At 35.7% G+C, this 15,591-nt stretch carries 14 protein-coding genes; 3 read left to right on the forward strand and 11 right to left on the reverse strand.

The genetic code is table 11. From position 1 onward, the window contains the following. The first annotated feature begins 36 nt into the window (after window positions 1-36). A complete protein-coding gene (locus JNUCC74_RS17385) occupies window positions 37-555 on the forward strand; it encodes an acyl-CoA thioesterase (RefSeq protein ID WP_077318688.1) in 519 nt (172 codons plus the stop codon). Between the two features lie 20 nt (window positions 556-575). Further along, window positions 576-944, forward strand: coding sequence for a hypothetical protein (locus tag JNUCC74_RS17390; protein ID WP_454066283.1), 369 nt, complete (start codon window positions 576-578; stop codon window positions 942-944). A gap of 27 nt (window positions 945-971) precedes the next feature. On the opposite strand, the gene JNUCC74_RS17395 is transcribed toward JNUCC74_RS17390, so the two are convergent. From JNUCC74_RS17395 to JNUCC74_RS17445, 11 genes are all read right to left on the reverse strand, one after another. Continuing rightward, a complete protein-coding gene (locus JNUCC74_RS17395; protein WP_454066284.1) occupies window positions 972-2,339 on the reverse strand; it encodes a sodium/glutamate symporter in 1,368 nt (455 codons plus the stop codon). 302 nt (window positions 2,340-2,641) lie between these two features. Further along, window positions 2,642-3,409, reverse strand: coding sequence for a sporulation protein (locus tag JNUCC74_RS17400; protein WP_454066285.1), 768 nt, complete (start codon window positions 3,407-3,409; stop codon window positions 2,642-2,644). 337 nt (window positions 3,410-3,746) lie between these two features. After that, on the reverse strand, window positions 3,747-5,183 hold the full coding sequence (gene nagE, locus JNUCC74_RS17405; RefSeq protein WP_454066286.1) for an N-acetylglucosamine-specific PTS transporter subunit IIBC: 1,437 nt from the start codon (window positions 5,181-5,183) through the stop codon (window positions 3,747-3,749). Window positions 5,184-5,300: 117 nt separating this feature from the next. Beyond that, on the reverse strand, window positions 5,301-6,122 hold the full coding sequence (locus tag JNUCC74_RS17410) for a PRD domain-containing protein (RefSeq protein WP_454066287.1): 822 nt from the start codon (window positions 6,120-6,122) through the stop codon (window positions 5,301-5,303). A 700-nt stretch (window positions 6,123-6,822) separates the two neighbouring features. Continuing rightward, window positions 6,823-7,305, reverse strand: coding sequence for a PTS sugar transporter subunit IIA (locus JNUCC74_RS17415; RefSeq protein WP_454066288.1), 483 nt, complete (start codon window positions 7,303-7,305; stop codon window positions 6,823-6,825). 245 nt (window positions 7,306-7,550) lie between these two features. Then, window positions 7,551-8,363 carry an undecaprenyl-diphosphate phosphatase gene (locus tag JNUCC74_RS17420; protein WP_454067916.1) on the reverse strand — a complete coding sequence of 271 codons (813 nt, stop codon included), beginning with the start codon at window positions 8,361-8,363 and terminating at the stop codon, window positions 7,551-7,553. Window positions 8,364-8,858: 495 nt separating this feature from the next. Next, on the reverse strand, window positions 8,859-9,080 hold the full coding sequence (locus JNUCC74_RS17425) for a hypothetical protein (RefSeq protein ID WP_454066289.1): 222 nt from the start codon (window positions 9,078-9,080) through the stop codon (window positions 8,859-8,861). 830 nt (window positions 9,081-9,910) lie between these two features. Beyond that, the gene (locus tag JNUCC74_RS17430) at window positions 9,911-10,855 is read right to left on the reverse strand and encodes an ABC transporter permease (protein WP_454067917.1); all 945 of its coding nucleotides are present in this window, start codon (window positions 10,853-10,855) and stop codon (window positions 9,911-9,913) included. 1 nt (window position 10,856) lies between these two features. Next, the gene (locus JNUCC74_RS17435) at window positions 10,857-11,771 is read right to left on the reverse strand and encodes an ABC transporter ATP-binding protein (protein ID WP_077318679.1); all 915 of its coding nucleotides are present in this window, start codon (window positions 11,769-11,771) and stop codon (window positions 10,857-10,859) included. A gap of 965 nt (window positions 11,772-12,736) precedes the next feature. Next, window positions 12,737-13,390, reverse strand: coding sequence for a lysoplasmalogenase (locus JNUCC74_RS17440; protein ID WP_454066290.1), 654 nt, complete (start codon window positions 13,388-13,390; stop codon window positions 12,737-12,739). 541 nt (window positions 13,391-13,931) lie between these two features. Further along, window positions 13,932-14,324: a hypothetical protein gene (locus tag JNUCC74_RS17445; RefSeq protein ID WP_077318677.1), complete on the reverse strand. Its 393-nt coding sequence runs from the start codon at window positions 14,322-14,324 to the stop codon at window positions 13,932-13,934. Window positions 14,325-14,566: 242 nt separating this feature from the next. Between JNUCC74_RS17445 and JNUCC74_RS17450 the strand changes: the two genes are divergently transcribed. After that, window positions 14,567-15,571: a LacI family DNA-binding transcriptional regulator gene (locus JNUCC74_RS17450; RefSeq protein WP_454066291.1), complete on the forward strand. Its 1,005-nt coding sequence runs from the start codon at window positions 14,567-14,569 to the stop codon at window positions 15,569-15,571. The last annotated feature ends 20 nt before the right edge of the window (window positions 15,572-15,591 follow it).

The following is a 15,591-nucleotide window of genomic DNA, read 5'->3' on the forward strand; positions in this document are numbered from 1 at the left end:
TTAGAAAGAATAAAATTGAATAGATAAGGTGATACAATGCGCGCGAAAAAGTGTAAAGATACGCGAATCGTTCAAAATGATCAAGTTTTGATTAACGATTTAAATAATTACCACACTTTGTTCGGTGGAGTTTTAATGAAGAAGTTAGATGCATGTGCCACCTTGTCAGCAAGGAGACATGCACGAGTAAAGGAGTGCGTGACCGCTTCTACAGACTCAGTGAACTTTAATTCGCCAATTCGACAAAGTGATTCGGTATGTATTGAATCCTTTGTATGTTATACAGGTAGAAGCTCTATGGAAATCTTCTGTAAAGTGATTGCAGAAGATATGATAACAGCTGAGCGTCGAATTGCAGCTACGGCATTCCTAACCTTTGTTGCATTAGATGAAGCTAAAAAGCCAACAGAGGTACCAGAAATTATTCCAGAGTCAGAAGAGGAAAAATTTCTCTATAAGACTGGAGAAGAAAGGGCAAAAATCCGTAAGCTGAAACGGCAGCAAAATAAGGATTTAGTTGCTAAATTATCAGTTAAAAAGCCTTGGGATGAATAAGAAAGAAGGGGAGATAAGAATTGATTATTACATCAAGCTATGAAGAGCTAGTTCAGGCAAAGCGGGCAATTGCAAAATTTAAAGCAACTAAACCTGAAGTATACCAGCAATTTTTACGTATTATTCACTTAACAAGACAATTACAATTTAACTTCCAATATATGGGTTGTATCATTATGGATGAAGACCCAAGCAAGTTTCGCCCAAAAGTGCATGACGAGTATATTTTAAAGGTGTATGAGGAAGAAATAGACAAGTTAAAAAGAAACCAAAAAGTTAAGGATCTAAAACAACTATTAGATGCGTATAAGCAAATAGGATATGGGAAATTAACAGGTCTTATTTTAGGTAAACAGCCGCTTTCCTTAGTTGGTCCAGCTGTTGTATAAACGAAATTACCAGTGCCGAGCTAACTACTAGCTCGGCATATTATATTCATCAATGTTGTTTTTTCTAGCTCCCCACCAACCTGTATATTTGTAAACTCCAATAATAATGGCGGTACCGAGTAAAAGAACAAGCGGAATGACCCACGTGAGCCCGGCGGCAAACAGAATTGGTGTAAAGGTGATAACGGCGATCTCAGCCGGTGCAACACCGATATAAGCCAGTGCATAATCTTCCGGAGTTTTACTTTTGAGCTCCGGATCAACAATGCGCAAAAGAGCAAGTCCCATTGCCACTGTACCCGTACTCCAGCCCCAACCAAACAGGGACTTTTCCAACCAGAAGTCCTGAAATATATTAGGACCCACAAAGCGGAATAAAATATATGCCCATAAGATCCCGAATGCAAACAGAATAATAAGTGGTAGAGCATACTCCATAACGACCGTAAGATTAATGGATGCAATCCCAATAGCTACAAGGAAATCAGTTGCTGTTCCGCCGATTCGCTCCATGACTCGTTGATCAATATAATCATCTGCTTTTACTTTACGACTAAGGGATTGAAATAAAAGTCCAACGACAAAAGCGATACTGAATAATGGAACAGATACTGCTGGCATTAAATCAGACAGTATGTTCGTAATCCAATAAGCTATTCCAATGACAAACGCTATAACAGCTACATGTAGCACGAATGGATCAATGGAATTGGGAGAAACGGTTTCGACCCCCATATAGGAACGCTTATGATGTGGAATTAGTCCCGATTGTAATTCATTGGGAAGATCTTTAAAGCTGGTGATGAATTTGGTTTTTCCTTGTTCTGTACTGCGCTTGACGAGAAACAACCCTCCCAGTACTGCAACTAAAATTCCAACTGTAGCTGAGGTCATGGCAAGATCCATTGCCTCGTTCCAGCCAGCATGAGCAAAGCCTTCTCCAACTGCTGCTGCTGTCCCGTGACCGCCAACGAAGCCCGCTCCTAATATCAGACCAAAGCCACTTGGCAAATCAGAAAATAATGGATTTAAAAAGAGTATTCCGAATAATGCTCCTGCTCCCCACATCGATAAGATGAGGATCATGGAATAGGAGAACATATTACGAACGCGTTGAAACACTTCTGACATATGGACTTTTGCTGCACCAATTGGGATGGCAGCGAATATCACTGCAATTAACAGACTAGGATAGGTGCCGAGCTGATCCGAAAAAGGTAGAAGGTTCCAGCCGCTTGGCCCAAGTGCAAGTCCAATAAATCCGGCAATCATACTAGCAGGTAAAAACAAAGATTGAATCCATTTAACTTTTGCCCGAAGTATCGTACCAACTAAAAGTAAAGCGGATATTATACTAATATCCATCATTAAATGCCAAATGGTAAATTGATTCATGTTGCTAGATTCCCCCTTGTATGAAACTTTTATAATAAATGAAAGGCATGCGTTTAATACGCGTGGTTTTTAAGTAGTTTAACTATCTATCAAAGCGGGCTGATAGAGTGCGGAAATTTTATTATAACACCGTTAAAAGTGATTGTGAACGGTTTCAAAAAAACACATAATTTTACCATTAATTGAATATATGTGACTATTTATATAATTGCGGTGAGTGATTGATACAATTTCTGACATAAAAAAGGGGGTAAGCTTATTTGTATAAGCTTTACCGCCATTTGATTAAAAAGTGAAAACCGTTACATATTTTCTTTGATTAATGCTGCTAATCGATCTGATAAATCGTCAACATCATCAAAGCCGTAGCGAATCGTCGCTTTACTCTCATCCAATTCAAACAAGTCTGTAAAGAAGTCTTTGTTTCTCATTTTTCGATCGACTTCTACAAGCACTACTACTTCCGATTCGTATACGAAAAATGCAGCTTCTAACTCATCTAATTTCCGTTTGTATTTTCCGCTAGTCGGTTTAAACTCAAATTCTTGAACAATTGGAAACTCTTTTTTTAATGGAAATGTACTTGGGGCAAATTCACATTCCACTTCTCTTAATTCAAAGCCAAGACGATCTGCTGCATCGAGAAAAGCATCGACTAGCGGGTGGGGTTTGACTTGTATGTAATCACTATCCCTAGGATCCAATGCTTTTTTAATATCCATCCCAGTTTCCAACCATACTTTAGTTTTTCCTAATGATGCTGGTGTACGTAGAGGTAGTTGGAAGCTAAAAGGGATGGACTTTTTTTCTTCTGGTTTTATAACAAACGCATCCGTGAGCTGGTAGCGTTTAATCATATGTCGATTATTGGTATATTCTTTATCGCTACTTTCCACAGTATAATTCGTTAAGATACTTACATAGACTTTATCAATCTGTTGTTCAGAGTTTCCACCTTCTACTTCCAATACACCTTCTACAGTCTCTCCTGGTATAAAGTCTGTTTTATTTATTTTTGCATCGACCTTTGCTGACCCAATCCCCATGGAGTTAAATAGTTTTTTAAACATATATGCCTCTCCTCCTTTACTCCTAGTATACAAGAAGTGTATGGATAATTATAGGATCGTTTTTTGCAGAAAAAGTAACAGAACATAAATAAAAATGACTCCTTCAACGTAATTTCGTAGGTTAACTTGATCATACTTTTTCAACAAAAACCAAATCAGAGATAATATCTTACTAAAGCTGTTCGGCTTATGGAATTTTATCTTTTAAACTTGAAAGATTAAATAAAATATTAAAATCCGCCTTTCTGTCTATCTGGCAGAAAGGCGGATTAATAGTAAATCCTAGATTCGCTTTGCGTTGTGTGCATCTACTTATCTAGCACTTTCTTCTTTGTTATTATTTTCGAATTTTATCAATTTCATCAGCAACAAATTGAACATTTGTACCAACGATAACGTGGATACTCTTTGCTCCAACTTTATTGATACCAGGTACACCAGTAGCTTTGATTTTTGCTTCATCGACATTACTTATATCTCTTACCTCAACACGTAAACGGGTGACACAGTTCTCGATGGATGCCACATTAGTATCTCCGCCCAGTCCGTCATAAATTTGTGCTGCCATTTTAGCAAAGCGTTGATCAGACTTGATTTCATCTACACTTTCTTCTTCTAATAATTCATCATCTTCTCTTCCTGGTGTTTTTAAGTCTAATTTTTTAATGAGGAAGCGGAAGAGGAAGTAATAAATAACTGCAAATACTAAACCTTGAACAATTAACATGTATGGTTTATTAGCTAATGGTAATGGATAACTTAAGATATAATCGATAAAACCGGCGCTAAAGCCAAAACCAGATGTCCATTGGAAGAAAGCAGCAATTGCTAAAGAAAAACCTGTAAGCATTGCGTGAACAACATAAAGTGCAGGAGCTAAGAACATAAATGAGAATTCAAGGGGTTCTGTAACACCTGTAAAAAATGCGGCGAATGCTGTTGCTAAGAGCAATGAAGCTGCCTGTTTTCTTCTTTTTGTTTTTGCTGTATGGTACATAGCAAGCGCGGCAGCTGGTAAACCAAACATCATAATTGGGAAGAAACCTGCTTGATACATACCAGTTATACCCTTGATACCTGTACCATCACGGAATTTACCAATATCATCAATACCTGCTACATCAAACCAAAACACGGAGTTTAAGGCATGATGCAAGCCGGTTGGAATTAATAAGCGGTTAAAAAATCCGTAGAGACCTGCACCGATAGCGCCTAAATCACTGATTGCCGTTCCAAATGATACTAGTGAGTTATAGACAACGGGCCAAATGAAAAATAAAAGACCGGAAACAAACATCATAACTACGGATGTCATAATTGGTACAAGCCGTTTTCCACTAAAAAAGGCTAAAGAATCAGGAAGTTGTACATGACTAAAGCGGTTATACATAATGGATGCAACAATACCAGATATAATACCAATAAAAACATTTTTGATTTGCTCAAATGCCGGATTTACACTTTCTATCTCAATTCCTTGCAGTAGGGCAACAGAATCAGTAGAAAGCAGGGTTGTCACAACTAAAAAACCGACCAGGCCACTTAATGCAGCTGAACCGTCCTTATTTTTTGCCAATCCTAATGCAACCCCAATCGCAAATAAAATTGGGATGTTACCAATAATAGAATTACCTGCTTGATTTAGAAAAACAGCTACAGGATTTACTTGGTCGCTGTCAATCCAATAGCCAATCCCCGATAATATTGCAGCCGCAGGAAGTACAGCTACTGGAAGCATAAGAGACCGACCGAGTCGTTGCACATAATTCATCATAATAAATTCCTCCTTATAATTGTTATGAACGAAGGCCTGAATGATACTGTAATGACATAATAGTTAGTCATTCGTTTGAAAGCGCTACCAACTTAAAAGGAATAAAATCAGCTTGTATTATTGGTATTTTTTAAGGCGTTCGATATGCAATGTAATATAGCCCAATTCTTCCGGAGGCAGCTCAATTCCATGATTTGCAGCAACTTTTTTAGCTACGTTAACAGAACAACGGTACGATCGTTTAAACTTTTTTTTAATCATCGCTAGCATTTCTTCATCTAAGGAATGAGCTTCACAGTGATTTACTCTATTCAAGGCAAACCTTAGATGGGTCATTAATCGTTCATAAGCAATTGCACCTTCATTAAAGGTCATGTTTAAATCATTCTGAATGGCTTCAATCATGTCTTTTACAATCGCTGTTTGTCTTACCGTTTCGTGCAAATCACCTCCTTTAATTTTCATTGTGTGGATGTGAAGAGCTATAAAACCTGCTTCATCGATGGGCAGTTCCATATTTAGTTTGTCTTTTACGTGATTAATTGCCCAAAGTCCAATATTAAATTCTTCTCGGTACATAATTTTAATTTCTTGCAAGAGCTTATTTTTTAAGTAAATTCCTTCTTTGCTGCGTTCAATAGCAAATGAGAGATGATCAGTCAATGCTAAAAGAATATGCTCATTCAGGTTTGTACTTAATTGCTTTTCAGCATAAGCGATAATTTCTTCTGATATTAGCAAGTGTTCTTCCGGGATTCGCATGATCAACTCCTGCAATTTTTCATTTTCTTTTAGTACAAATAGTTTTTCAATTTTTGCTGGATTAACAATATCTTTTCTTTTTTTATTAAAGGCTACACCAGCACCAATTGCGATTTTTTCCTGCTTGCCATCTGTTACGATTACTGCGTTATTATTTAAGATTTTTGTAATTCTCACCGGAGGTCACCTCCTTTAGATGCCTGTATTCTTACCTGTGGTTTTAGGGATCTATGATATTTCATTTTACGCAGAATAAATTGCGAATAGTACATGCTTCAGCTTTGCTTAGGAGAAATTTTATTGATTAGCTATGTTACTGTTATCCAATTTGCATACAAAAGAAAACTTTAACGTGACCCGTCTCTAAGGTGCTGAAAGACTCCCAATTCAAGAGTTTAGCGAATACGAAGAAGTTTAAGTTGGAGATAACGGCACCTAAATGCCCGTTTTGTTCGGGTCGATAAGACAAGAAAAACCACGACAGCGACACATTGCATGTAGAAAAAGTGAACTTCTTTTTCAAGGACGCCTGAGATGTTAACCTTTGTTTTTATTTCTATCAGTAGTGGGTGAAGGAAAAGCTCTACTGATAGATGTTTCATTTTATGTATAAATGTACCTAAGTTGTTTACACCAGAAAATGGATACTAGCCAGTTTCTAAGAAAAATCCAGGGCTTTCAAGACATGTATGGAAAGGCAGCAACTGGAATCCCCTAAAGTCAAAATAAACACCGACAAAATTAGTAACCTTCTTGGGGAGTGCAACGTCGTCCGCCCCCGATAAGAGGGCGGTTTATCCAGTTGCTAATCAAGTGTTTCCGTTTGTTAAAAAAGCACAAACTAGAAACCATCCAATACCGTAATTTATAATGAAGCTTAAGCAGTTACATTCATAATAACAGTTTCACTTGCAACACTTTGTTTTTCCTCTGTAAATGTAAGCTTTCGCTCATTGCTGTTTGTGATAATAATCGGCGTAATGATGCTAGATGCGTGTTGTTTAATATAATCTAAGTCTATTTCCATCAGTGGTTGCCCTTTAGTGACCGTATCGCCTGCAGCAACTTTTAGTTCAAATCCTTCCCCTTTTAAACTAACCGTTTCCAACCCTACATGAATGAGGATTTCCGTGCCATCGTTTGTAGCAAGTCCAATTGCATGTTTTGTTTCCGGTATTTGCACAACTTTTCCATCTATCGGTGAAAGTAGTTTTCCTTCACTGGGGATAATTGCAATTCCTTCTCCCATCATTTTTTGATTAAAAACAGGATCAGGTACTTCTTCTAAAGGAACTATTTCTCCGTTTAATGGTGCATAAATAGCTTGTTCTTTTGATTTTTTAAATAGGTTCTTTAACATTTCTTGCACTCCTTGCTATTCTGAGTTTGATTTTTACTATTTTGCGACTAAGGGAGTATGTCTTTTTAGTTATAGCAAAAAAGGCACGGTAGTATACAGAGTCACAATAGTCACTCTATTATACCACCATGCCTAATCGTATTAGTAACATGTGATCGAATATTTATTATTACAATTATCATAACACCAATATTAGGAAAAATCAATGCATAAACGAAACCGTTTCCTTTTGCAGTTGATTAAGTCTATAGAAATAGGATGACAAGTATACCAACAATAAGACAGTAATATGAAAAATAACCTAAATTGCCTTTAGCCATGATATTTTTAAGCCATTTAAATGCAACATAAGTAGCTATAAATGAGGCAAAGAAAGCAATCAGATTAGGGACTAGCAATGTACTAAATTCTGGACTTATTATAAAGTCAGGAACTTCTATGATCGTTGTACCTAAACTAACCGGTATATATAATAGAAAGGAGAAACGAAGTGCCGTTTCCTGCTTCATACCAACTAGCATGGACGCGACAATGCTTGCTCCGGAACGGCTAATTCCAGGCATAACGGCAAAAGTCTGGGCAATACCAACAATGAGTGCATCTTTTGTTGATAAATCTTCATCTGCTTTTTTCCCGCTCCGATGACGAATAATCCATACCGCAGCAGCTGTGATTAACAAGGTAAATCCAACGACATTTGTACCACTTAGGATTTCCCCAATCACATCGTTAAACAATAGCCCGATCACCCCTACTGGTATTGTAGCGATGATAAGATACATAATAAAATGAAAGTCATTTTTATACGTATCGTTTCCTTTCATGAGGTAAAGACTCCCATTTTTTATTAACCGCATGATATCATGACGATAAATCAGTAAAATAGCTAATAGAGAAGCAAAATTCACAAATATTTCAAAGGAGAGCCCTTTTGTTTCAATCCCAAACAATTCACGAACAATAACAATATGTCCACTGGAAGAAATGGGGAGCGGCTCAGTAATTCCCTGTACCAGTCCCAGTAGTAAATATTGAATGATTGTCCACGTATCCGTAATTATTTCCATGTATGTAATTCCCCCTATAAGATGATTGGCTAAATTTATTTATGTTTACATAAACTGGGTTTAAGCGATGAAGTTGGGAGACAATATTCAATCCACACAAATAGTAACATGAGAGAAGGAATTATTAGTTTGTTTTTTCTTACAATCATCTTTCAATTTTGTCACATATAAGGAAGGTACTAAAAAGTTCATTTGTTTTGTGATAATAAAGGAAATAACATTCTCCCAAAAGTGGTAAAACGTTTTTTGTCCTTGCTAAAACTTTTCCTTTATCTCTTCATATACTTAATATAATCTTGATATTCTTTTTCCCTTGGTATAACAAACGTACTTACTATAATTATTGCTGGTCTAGTCATAGCTTACCTTCACAAAAAAAGACTTCTACCAAATCGTATAGTAGAAGTCTCCACAATCATTAAATTTTTTACCAATCTTCTGTTTTTTGCTTTTTCTTTTTAAAAGGTTCATGTCATAAAATCCATTTTAAAAAACAGTTCCTATTTCCACTTGATCATTTTTATTTTGAAAAAGTTTTTTTAGTGTTAATCCATCTATTTTAGCTTTTTCTACAAACTCTTCCTCATTTTTGATATATGGGGTTAAATTTTCTCCTTCGTCGTCTAATAAAACTCTTCCTTCTTTGTAATGAGGAATAAAATACCCTTTATTATTATAAAAAAACTCAATTTCTCTTCCTTGCTTCAATAGGAATAGAAAATGTTCAAATTCAATATGAAGTGTTATTAGCAAATCTTCAAAGTTTTTTTTTCAAATTGATCCCCTACTTTCTTAATATCCACTTCTTTTGCCGTTTTCTAATAATATCCGAAATTTTATATTTTTTTCTGTACTATGAAAAGTATATAGGCTTTATAGTATAAGAAAAACGATAGCTTTCGCCATAAAGATTTGGACTAGCCAAGTTTTTTTATCTTTTCCATTACAGCATGTCGCTAAAGGACTTTTCTCTGTATGTACTAATACCTAATTTTGATGACAGTGAGTATTTTAAATTTCAGGGATTATTTATGCAACACTCGTGATCTACTTATCAATAATTGCATCATCCAATGTTTATAACACACGGCTTTAATGGAAGTAGAAAAGCTTGCTTACTTGATTTTACCAAAGCATAACTTCATTGACCGACCACTTTGTTTGCTTTTATTTGTTCATCATTACTGTATAGACAATATTCTAAAAAGGGAATTAAAAAAGAACAAAAGTACAGGAACTTATTTAATAATGAACGAACGGCAGAACTTCTGACGGGTTAAAGAAAACATTGGGATGTGAGGAGCCAATGTGGAAAGAAATTGAAGTTCCCTATAGCTAGCAATGCAATTAAACGACGAAGCTACCTTCTAGTACCGGGGATTTTTCCCTCGACAAATGAGGGGATGTTAAAAATCGGAATAATTGGATGAGTATTTGCAGATGGATTAGGTTCAATGTTTATTTTTGAAAAATAAGATAGCCAAAAAAGGAAGAGAGCAGGGGATAGGAAAGCAGCTCTCTTCCTTAGAAATCTATGATTATTGTCCTGCAACGTCTCGTTTCATAAACACGATCCACGAAGTCAATATGAAAACAACATAGTAGGCAATCAAGACAGTAATGGAAAAGCCCAATGTCATCCCTTCAATCATTGGCGAATTCCCTCCAAAGTATTGTCTTAAATCCGTATTGGCGAACAAAATGTATTTTACCCATTCTTTATCTGCAAGCATCTGAACAATAGAAGATCCGCCCATCAATAAAAACAGGGAAACACCGATTGCTAAGGAGCTATTACGGAACACGGTTGAAATCATAAATGCTAGGGTGGTCATCATAAGAAGATCCACTAGTCGAAAACTATAATTAGTGAATATATCTTTTATTAAGGGAATAGATGTAAAACCATCTTTAGCATCTTTAACAATGGTAGCGTCTATATCGCTAACCCCAAAGAAGATTGCTCCAATTAGCCATGATGTGATAAAGAGAAACATAAGCGTATATAATGCGAATAATAAAACTGCAATATATTTGGAAAGCAGGATGCCACTTCTTTCAATTGGGCGAATGAGTAGCAGCTTAATGGTTCCCCAACGGAATTCGTTGGCAACGATTCCCGCGGCAATTATAATCACTAATAAACTGACAACCATTAATAACCCAGCGTTTTCTCCAACGAACTGCCAAGCGTCATAAGCAGCTGGTTGAATATCCTGTTCTAAATAATAATTGTTTTTCTCGATAAGATAAGGATTATTGCTTGCTGCAAATTCGTCTTTTTCCATTTCCTTAGTTAATTTTTGATTTTCTTCTTTCAATTCTTGACGCCAGTTATCACCTTGGTAGTTTTCATTCGGAACACGGTAGTAATTGGTGGTAAAGGCAAAAGTGAAAATTAATCCGGCTAAGATGAGATACATAAGCCAGGTAGATTTTTTTGTATATATTTTTACTTGTTCATTATGAATAAGCTTTATCATTCTACTCAATTGTATTCTCTCCAATCAGTTCAAAGAATTGATCCTCTAACGAACCATTTGCTGTTGTTATTTGATAAATAGCGCAATTGTTTTCAACCATACATTTAATAATTTTTGGAATTTGTTCTTTTTTACAGCGGAATGATAGATTTCCATCTAATTCTACTGCCTCTAATTGGAGTTGTTCATTTAATATTTGTTTTGCTTGATCCATAGGGGCTACTTTCAGATGATGCAGCAGGTTATCATTTTCTACTTCTCCAACTTGTTGAAGCTTAATAAGCTTACCATTTTTAATAATCCCGATACGATCACACATTTGTTCAATCTCAGACAACAAGTGGCTGGAAATGATAATAGCTACATTTTCCTCCTTAGCTAACTTGCGAATATGCTCACGCATTTCACGAATTCCTGCTGGGTCTAACCCATTAGTAGGTTCGTCAAGTATTAATACGGATGGTTTATGTAACAATGCCTGAGCGATCCCTAAACGTTGCCGCATTCCTAATGAATATTTTCCAGCCCTTTCATGGATTGGCTTCTCAAGGCCCATTAGCTTGACTACTTCTTGCATTCGTTCTTTTGTAACACCCGGCATCATACGAGCGTAATGTTTTAAATTTTGCCAACCAGTCATAAAAGGGTACATTTCCGGATTTTCTACAATCGCACCGACTTCACGAATGGCTTTTTTAAAGTCTGTTTTAATGCTGTTTCCTTGAATTAAAACGTCTCCTTCCGTGATGTTGATTAATCCAACCATCATGCGAATGGTTGTGGTTTTCCCGGCACCATTTGGTCCAATAAAACCGAACACTTCCCCAGATTGAATAGAGAAGGAGAGTCCTTTGATAATTTCTTTTTTCCCAATCGTTTTTTTCAAGTTAACTAATTCCATTGCTGCATTAGCCATTAGGTTACCTCCGTAAATTTAAAGTTATTGCTTGGTCATTTTTTTGCAATTAACATGCTAGATTTTTGAATGATCGTAACTAGTAGCATGACTGCTAAGCCAGCCAAAAATAAGAATGACGTTACAAGTATTTTTTTCATTATTTTACTTCCTTTCTAAAGTTTTAGTTGAAGTAATGTAAGGATTACAACAAGAAAGCAATTTTATATGATTGGGTGAGTACAATTATTTATAACCACTTCATTATTGTATAAATTATAAATCCCTTTGTTAATTGGCTAAAGGAAATAAAACTAGGTACGACTTAAGATGTATTTTTCCAAGTAGCGCTAGCGATAGGATCACTTCTAAATGAATCATACCACTAGAAAGTAGAATGATCGTTTGTTTTTCCTTACATTTACCTTTCAATATTGAAAGATATAAATCTATCCATTTATAATTAGGACAAAGCTGAGTCTACTTGATTTTTATTCGTTTAAGTCTTCATAGAAGAAATTCACCTTATTTCACTATTGTATAATGTGTAATACCTGACAATAGTATATACCTCGCTATTGAGTAACGCAAGATACTTATTTTAAAAATAGGAAAAAGCATCCTTTCTTCTTCTTTTATCAGATGTAAGCCGTGGTAAGACTCCCGCTTCCAAAGTGATAGAGAATACGAATAAATCTAAGTAGGGGCAATTTAAGTACCCTCGTTTGGATTGACAGGACAAGAAAAAACCACGACAGCAACACATCGCACGTAGAAAAAGTGCCTTCCTTTTTCAAGGACAAGAAAAAACCACGACAGCGACACATCGCGGTTTTTCAAGGAGAAAAGCTCTCCTTGAATGAAGTTGCATATCTCGTCAGAAGTCGCTAACCTATTTCGAGTCTCAATGGCTAATGTTTGTAGTTTGTTTAAATAAAATGTTTCTGCATGTTTCATACTTTCAGTGGTCGATTTCTTCCCTCCATTTACCAAACTATGCGTGTTTGCTTTTTACCTAACCTGCTGATGCTATGGGCAATGAAAAATTGAGCAGCATAATACGTAGACATAACGAGTACATGCTCATAGTTAACAGGCGAAACAAACATATTCCATGCCAAAATAGAGTCCGAAATAACAAATAAGATACTGCCTAAGATGACAAAGCCATTTCCTGTCATAATGGCAAACCAAGCCATACTAGCGATGGCAATAATATAGAAACTAACAGGGAAAATGAGGGCTTGTTCTTCAGAATTCGAAAGTGCATGGATAAGTTTACTTCCAAACAGCAAGGAATAAATCATGATGGGGAGAACACATGCAACCCTCCATTTGGAAAATCTCCATTGAAAAAGAAAACTAGTTAGATAGAATAAATGACCAATCAAAAAGGCTGTAAGACCAACAACAAACCAATGCAACGTTCCATCACCGATGGTGCAAAAGCCTAATCCAATCAAAAGTAGCCAATGTGTTTTTGTTTTTTGCTTTGGTAATTTCAAGAAGGCGTACATTATAATTAGTATCATTGGGACTAATTTAAAAAACAATTTTAACTGGATAGGTTCGGAGGGAATAATAAAAATATATAAGACACTCATAGCAAAAATAAGAGCTGGCAAACGATTAACTTGCAAATTACCACCTTCTCCCTTTGGTTTTGTTCACACTTTTATTCCGAATGTAAGGTGCCGTAAGACTCCCACTTCCAGAGTTATAGAGAATACGAGTATTCTAAGCGATAGATAACGGCACCTAAATTCCCGCTTTGTTTTCCCAACATTCAGTAGGGGTGAAGCAAAATTCTGACTGTTTCACTATATAAATCTTATAAAGTATCATACTATATTGTTACGTCCAAAGAAATAAGAATTCCTTTTTTTCTAATAAAAACATGTTACTGATAGCTGAGAGGCTATTTGATGTAAAAGTTTTTATACTTCAAGAGACATACAAGAAGTTCGGAAAACAAGCGTTCATATTTATCAACGGTTTATTTTTGATTAAGTGTAACTAATTGGCTTGGAAAAATATCATGTAGTAAAAATTTCTTCCTATTATGCTTTTCTTTTTAAATATACACTTATAGTAATAGAAAATCTGCTATGATGATATTCCATAGAAATAGTTTATAAAAAAGCGCTGATTTCATCATATCAGCGCTTTAATTTTGCTATTTTACTTAGCGGTTCTGACAACAATAGCCTGCGTTATCTTTGTGTCTTTACAGTCAGCAAAGTCCTCTTCATTTACTAGCCCCAACCTAATTGCAGCTTCCAGTTTTTCGGTGTCTGGACGTTTTTCTGTAATAACAAAATCGGATAATTGCATTTCCTCTAATTTGTTCACTGTTATCTCAGGGGTGTAATAAATAGAAGTGCGAATTTGTCGCTGTATACAGTAATCACCGCGATGAATTTCCCCCCTTTTATTCTTACCTGCGGATTCATCTAAAAAATGATGAAATTTTTTCTTTAATTGTTTCATTTCATGCTCCATTTCTTTTTTCTCCTGCTGTAAAATATAATACCTTTTCACTTCTTCTTCACTAATTGCCACTGTATTTTCCATCTCATTAGCTCCCTATTAGAGTTTCTTAATCTATATGTATGTCCATGAAATTGGGTTCATGCCTGGATTTTTAGAAGCGGTATAAAGAATGCTAAGGAAGATTCCATATTCTTATAAAAAAACTGAGCGAATCGTTTGTCACAAGGTCAATCTGTATTTAGTTGTAAAACATTTACAAATGAATTATACTATCCATAAATCGATTTACTAAACCGATTTAGTAATTGGAAAAGGAGTACCGAATGAAAAAAGTCACCATTGCTGATGTAGCAGCATATGCAAATGTTTCTAAAAGTACTGTATCGCAATTCTTAAATAAACGTTTTGATTATATGGGGGAAGATACCAAAAAACGAATTGAGTTAGCAATTGCGGAACTAGGTTATCAGCCAAACATCATCGCTAGAAGTTTGAAGCAAAAATCTACCAAGACAATAGGTGTTATTGTTGCAAATATTCTTCATGGTTTTTCTACGCAAATTATTCGGGCAATTGAAGATTATTGCCATAAACAAAAATTCCATGTCATTGTTTGCAACGCCGATGACAATTCAGCAAAGGAAAAAGGTTATATTGATATGTTACGTGCTAAGCAGGTTGATGGAATTATTACGTTTCCAACTAGCGAAAATAAAGACTTGTACCAAGAATTAATTGATGAAAAATATCCTTTTGTATTTATGGATAGACTAGTACCAGAAATAGACATGGATGCTGTATTACTGGATAATCATCAGGCCTCTCAATTAGCGGTTGATCAATTTATTGCTTCTGGATATCAAAAAATAGCTATAATTTCCCCGCCAATACAGCAACCGGTAACACCGAGACTAGAGAGGATAGCAGGTTACAAAGCAGCATTAGCAAACAATGGTATTTCCTATAACAAAGCATATTTAGCAAGTGGCGATTTTTCTGAAATGCAGCAACTCATTCGAAACCTATTGACATTATCGGACCCACCTGAAGCTATACTTGCTTTAAATGACCGTATCCTGTTTGAAATACTGCAATATATAAAGAATAATCACGTTCGCATTCCAGATGAATTGGCAATTATTGGTATTGATGATGTGGTGTTTGCCTCATTTTATCGTCCAGCATTAACGACAGTTGCGCAACCGACTTTTGAAATGGGCAAAAAAGCTGCTCAATTACTATTTAGGCAAATAAAGAATAGAGAAGCACGAATGAAAGCAAATATTTATCGTTTTACACCACAATTAATAAATAGAGAATCTTGTTAAAGGAAGGGGATTTTACAAGC

This window comes from Cerasibacillus sp. JNUCC 74 (genome assembly GCF_053667775.1).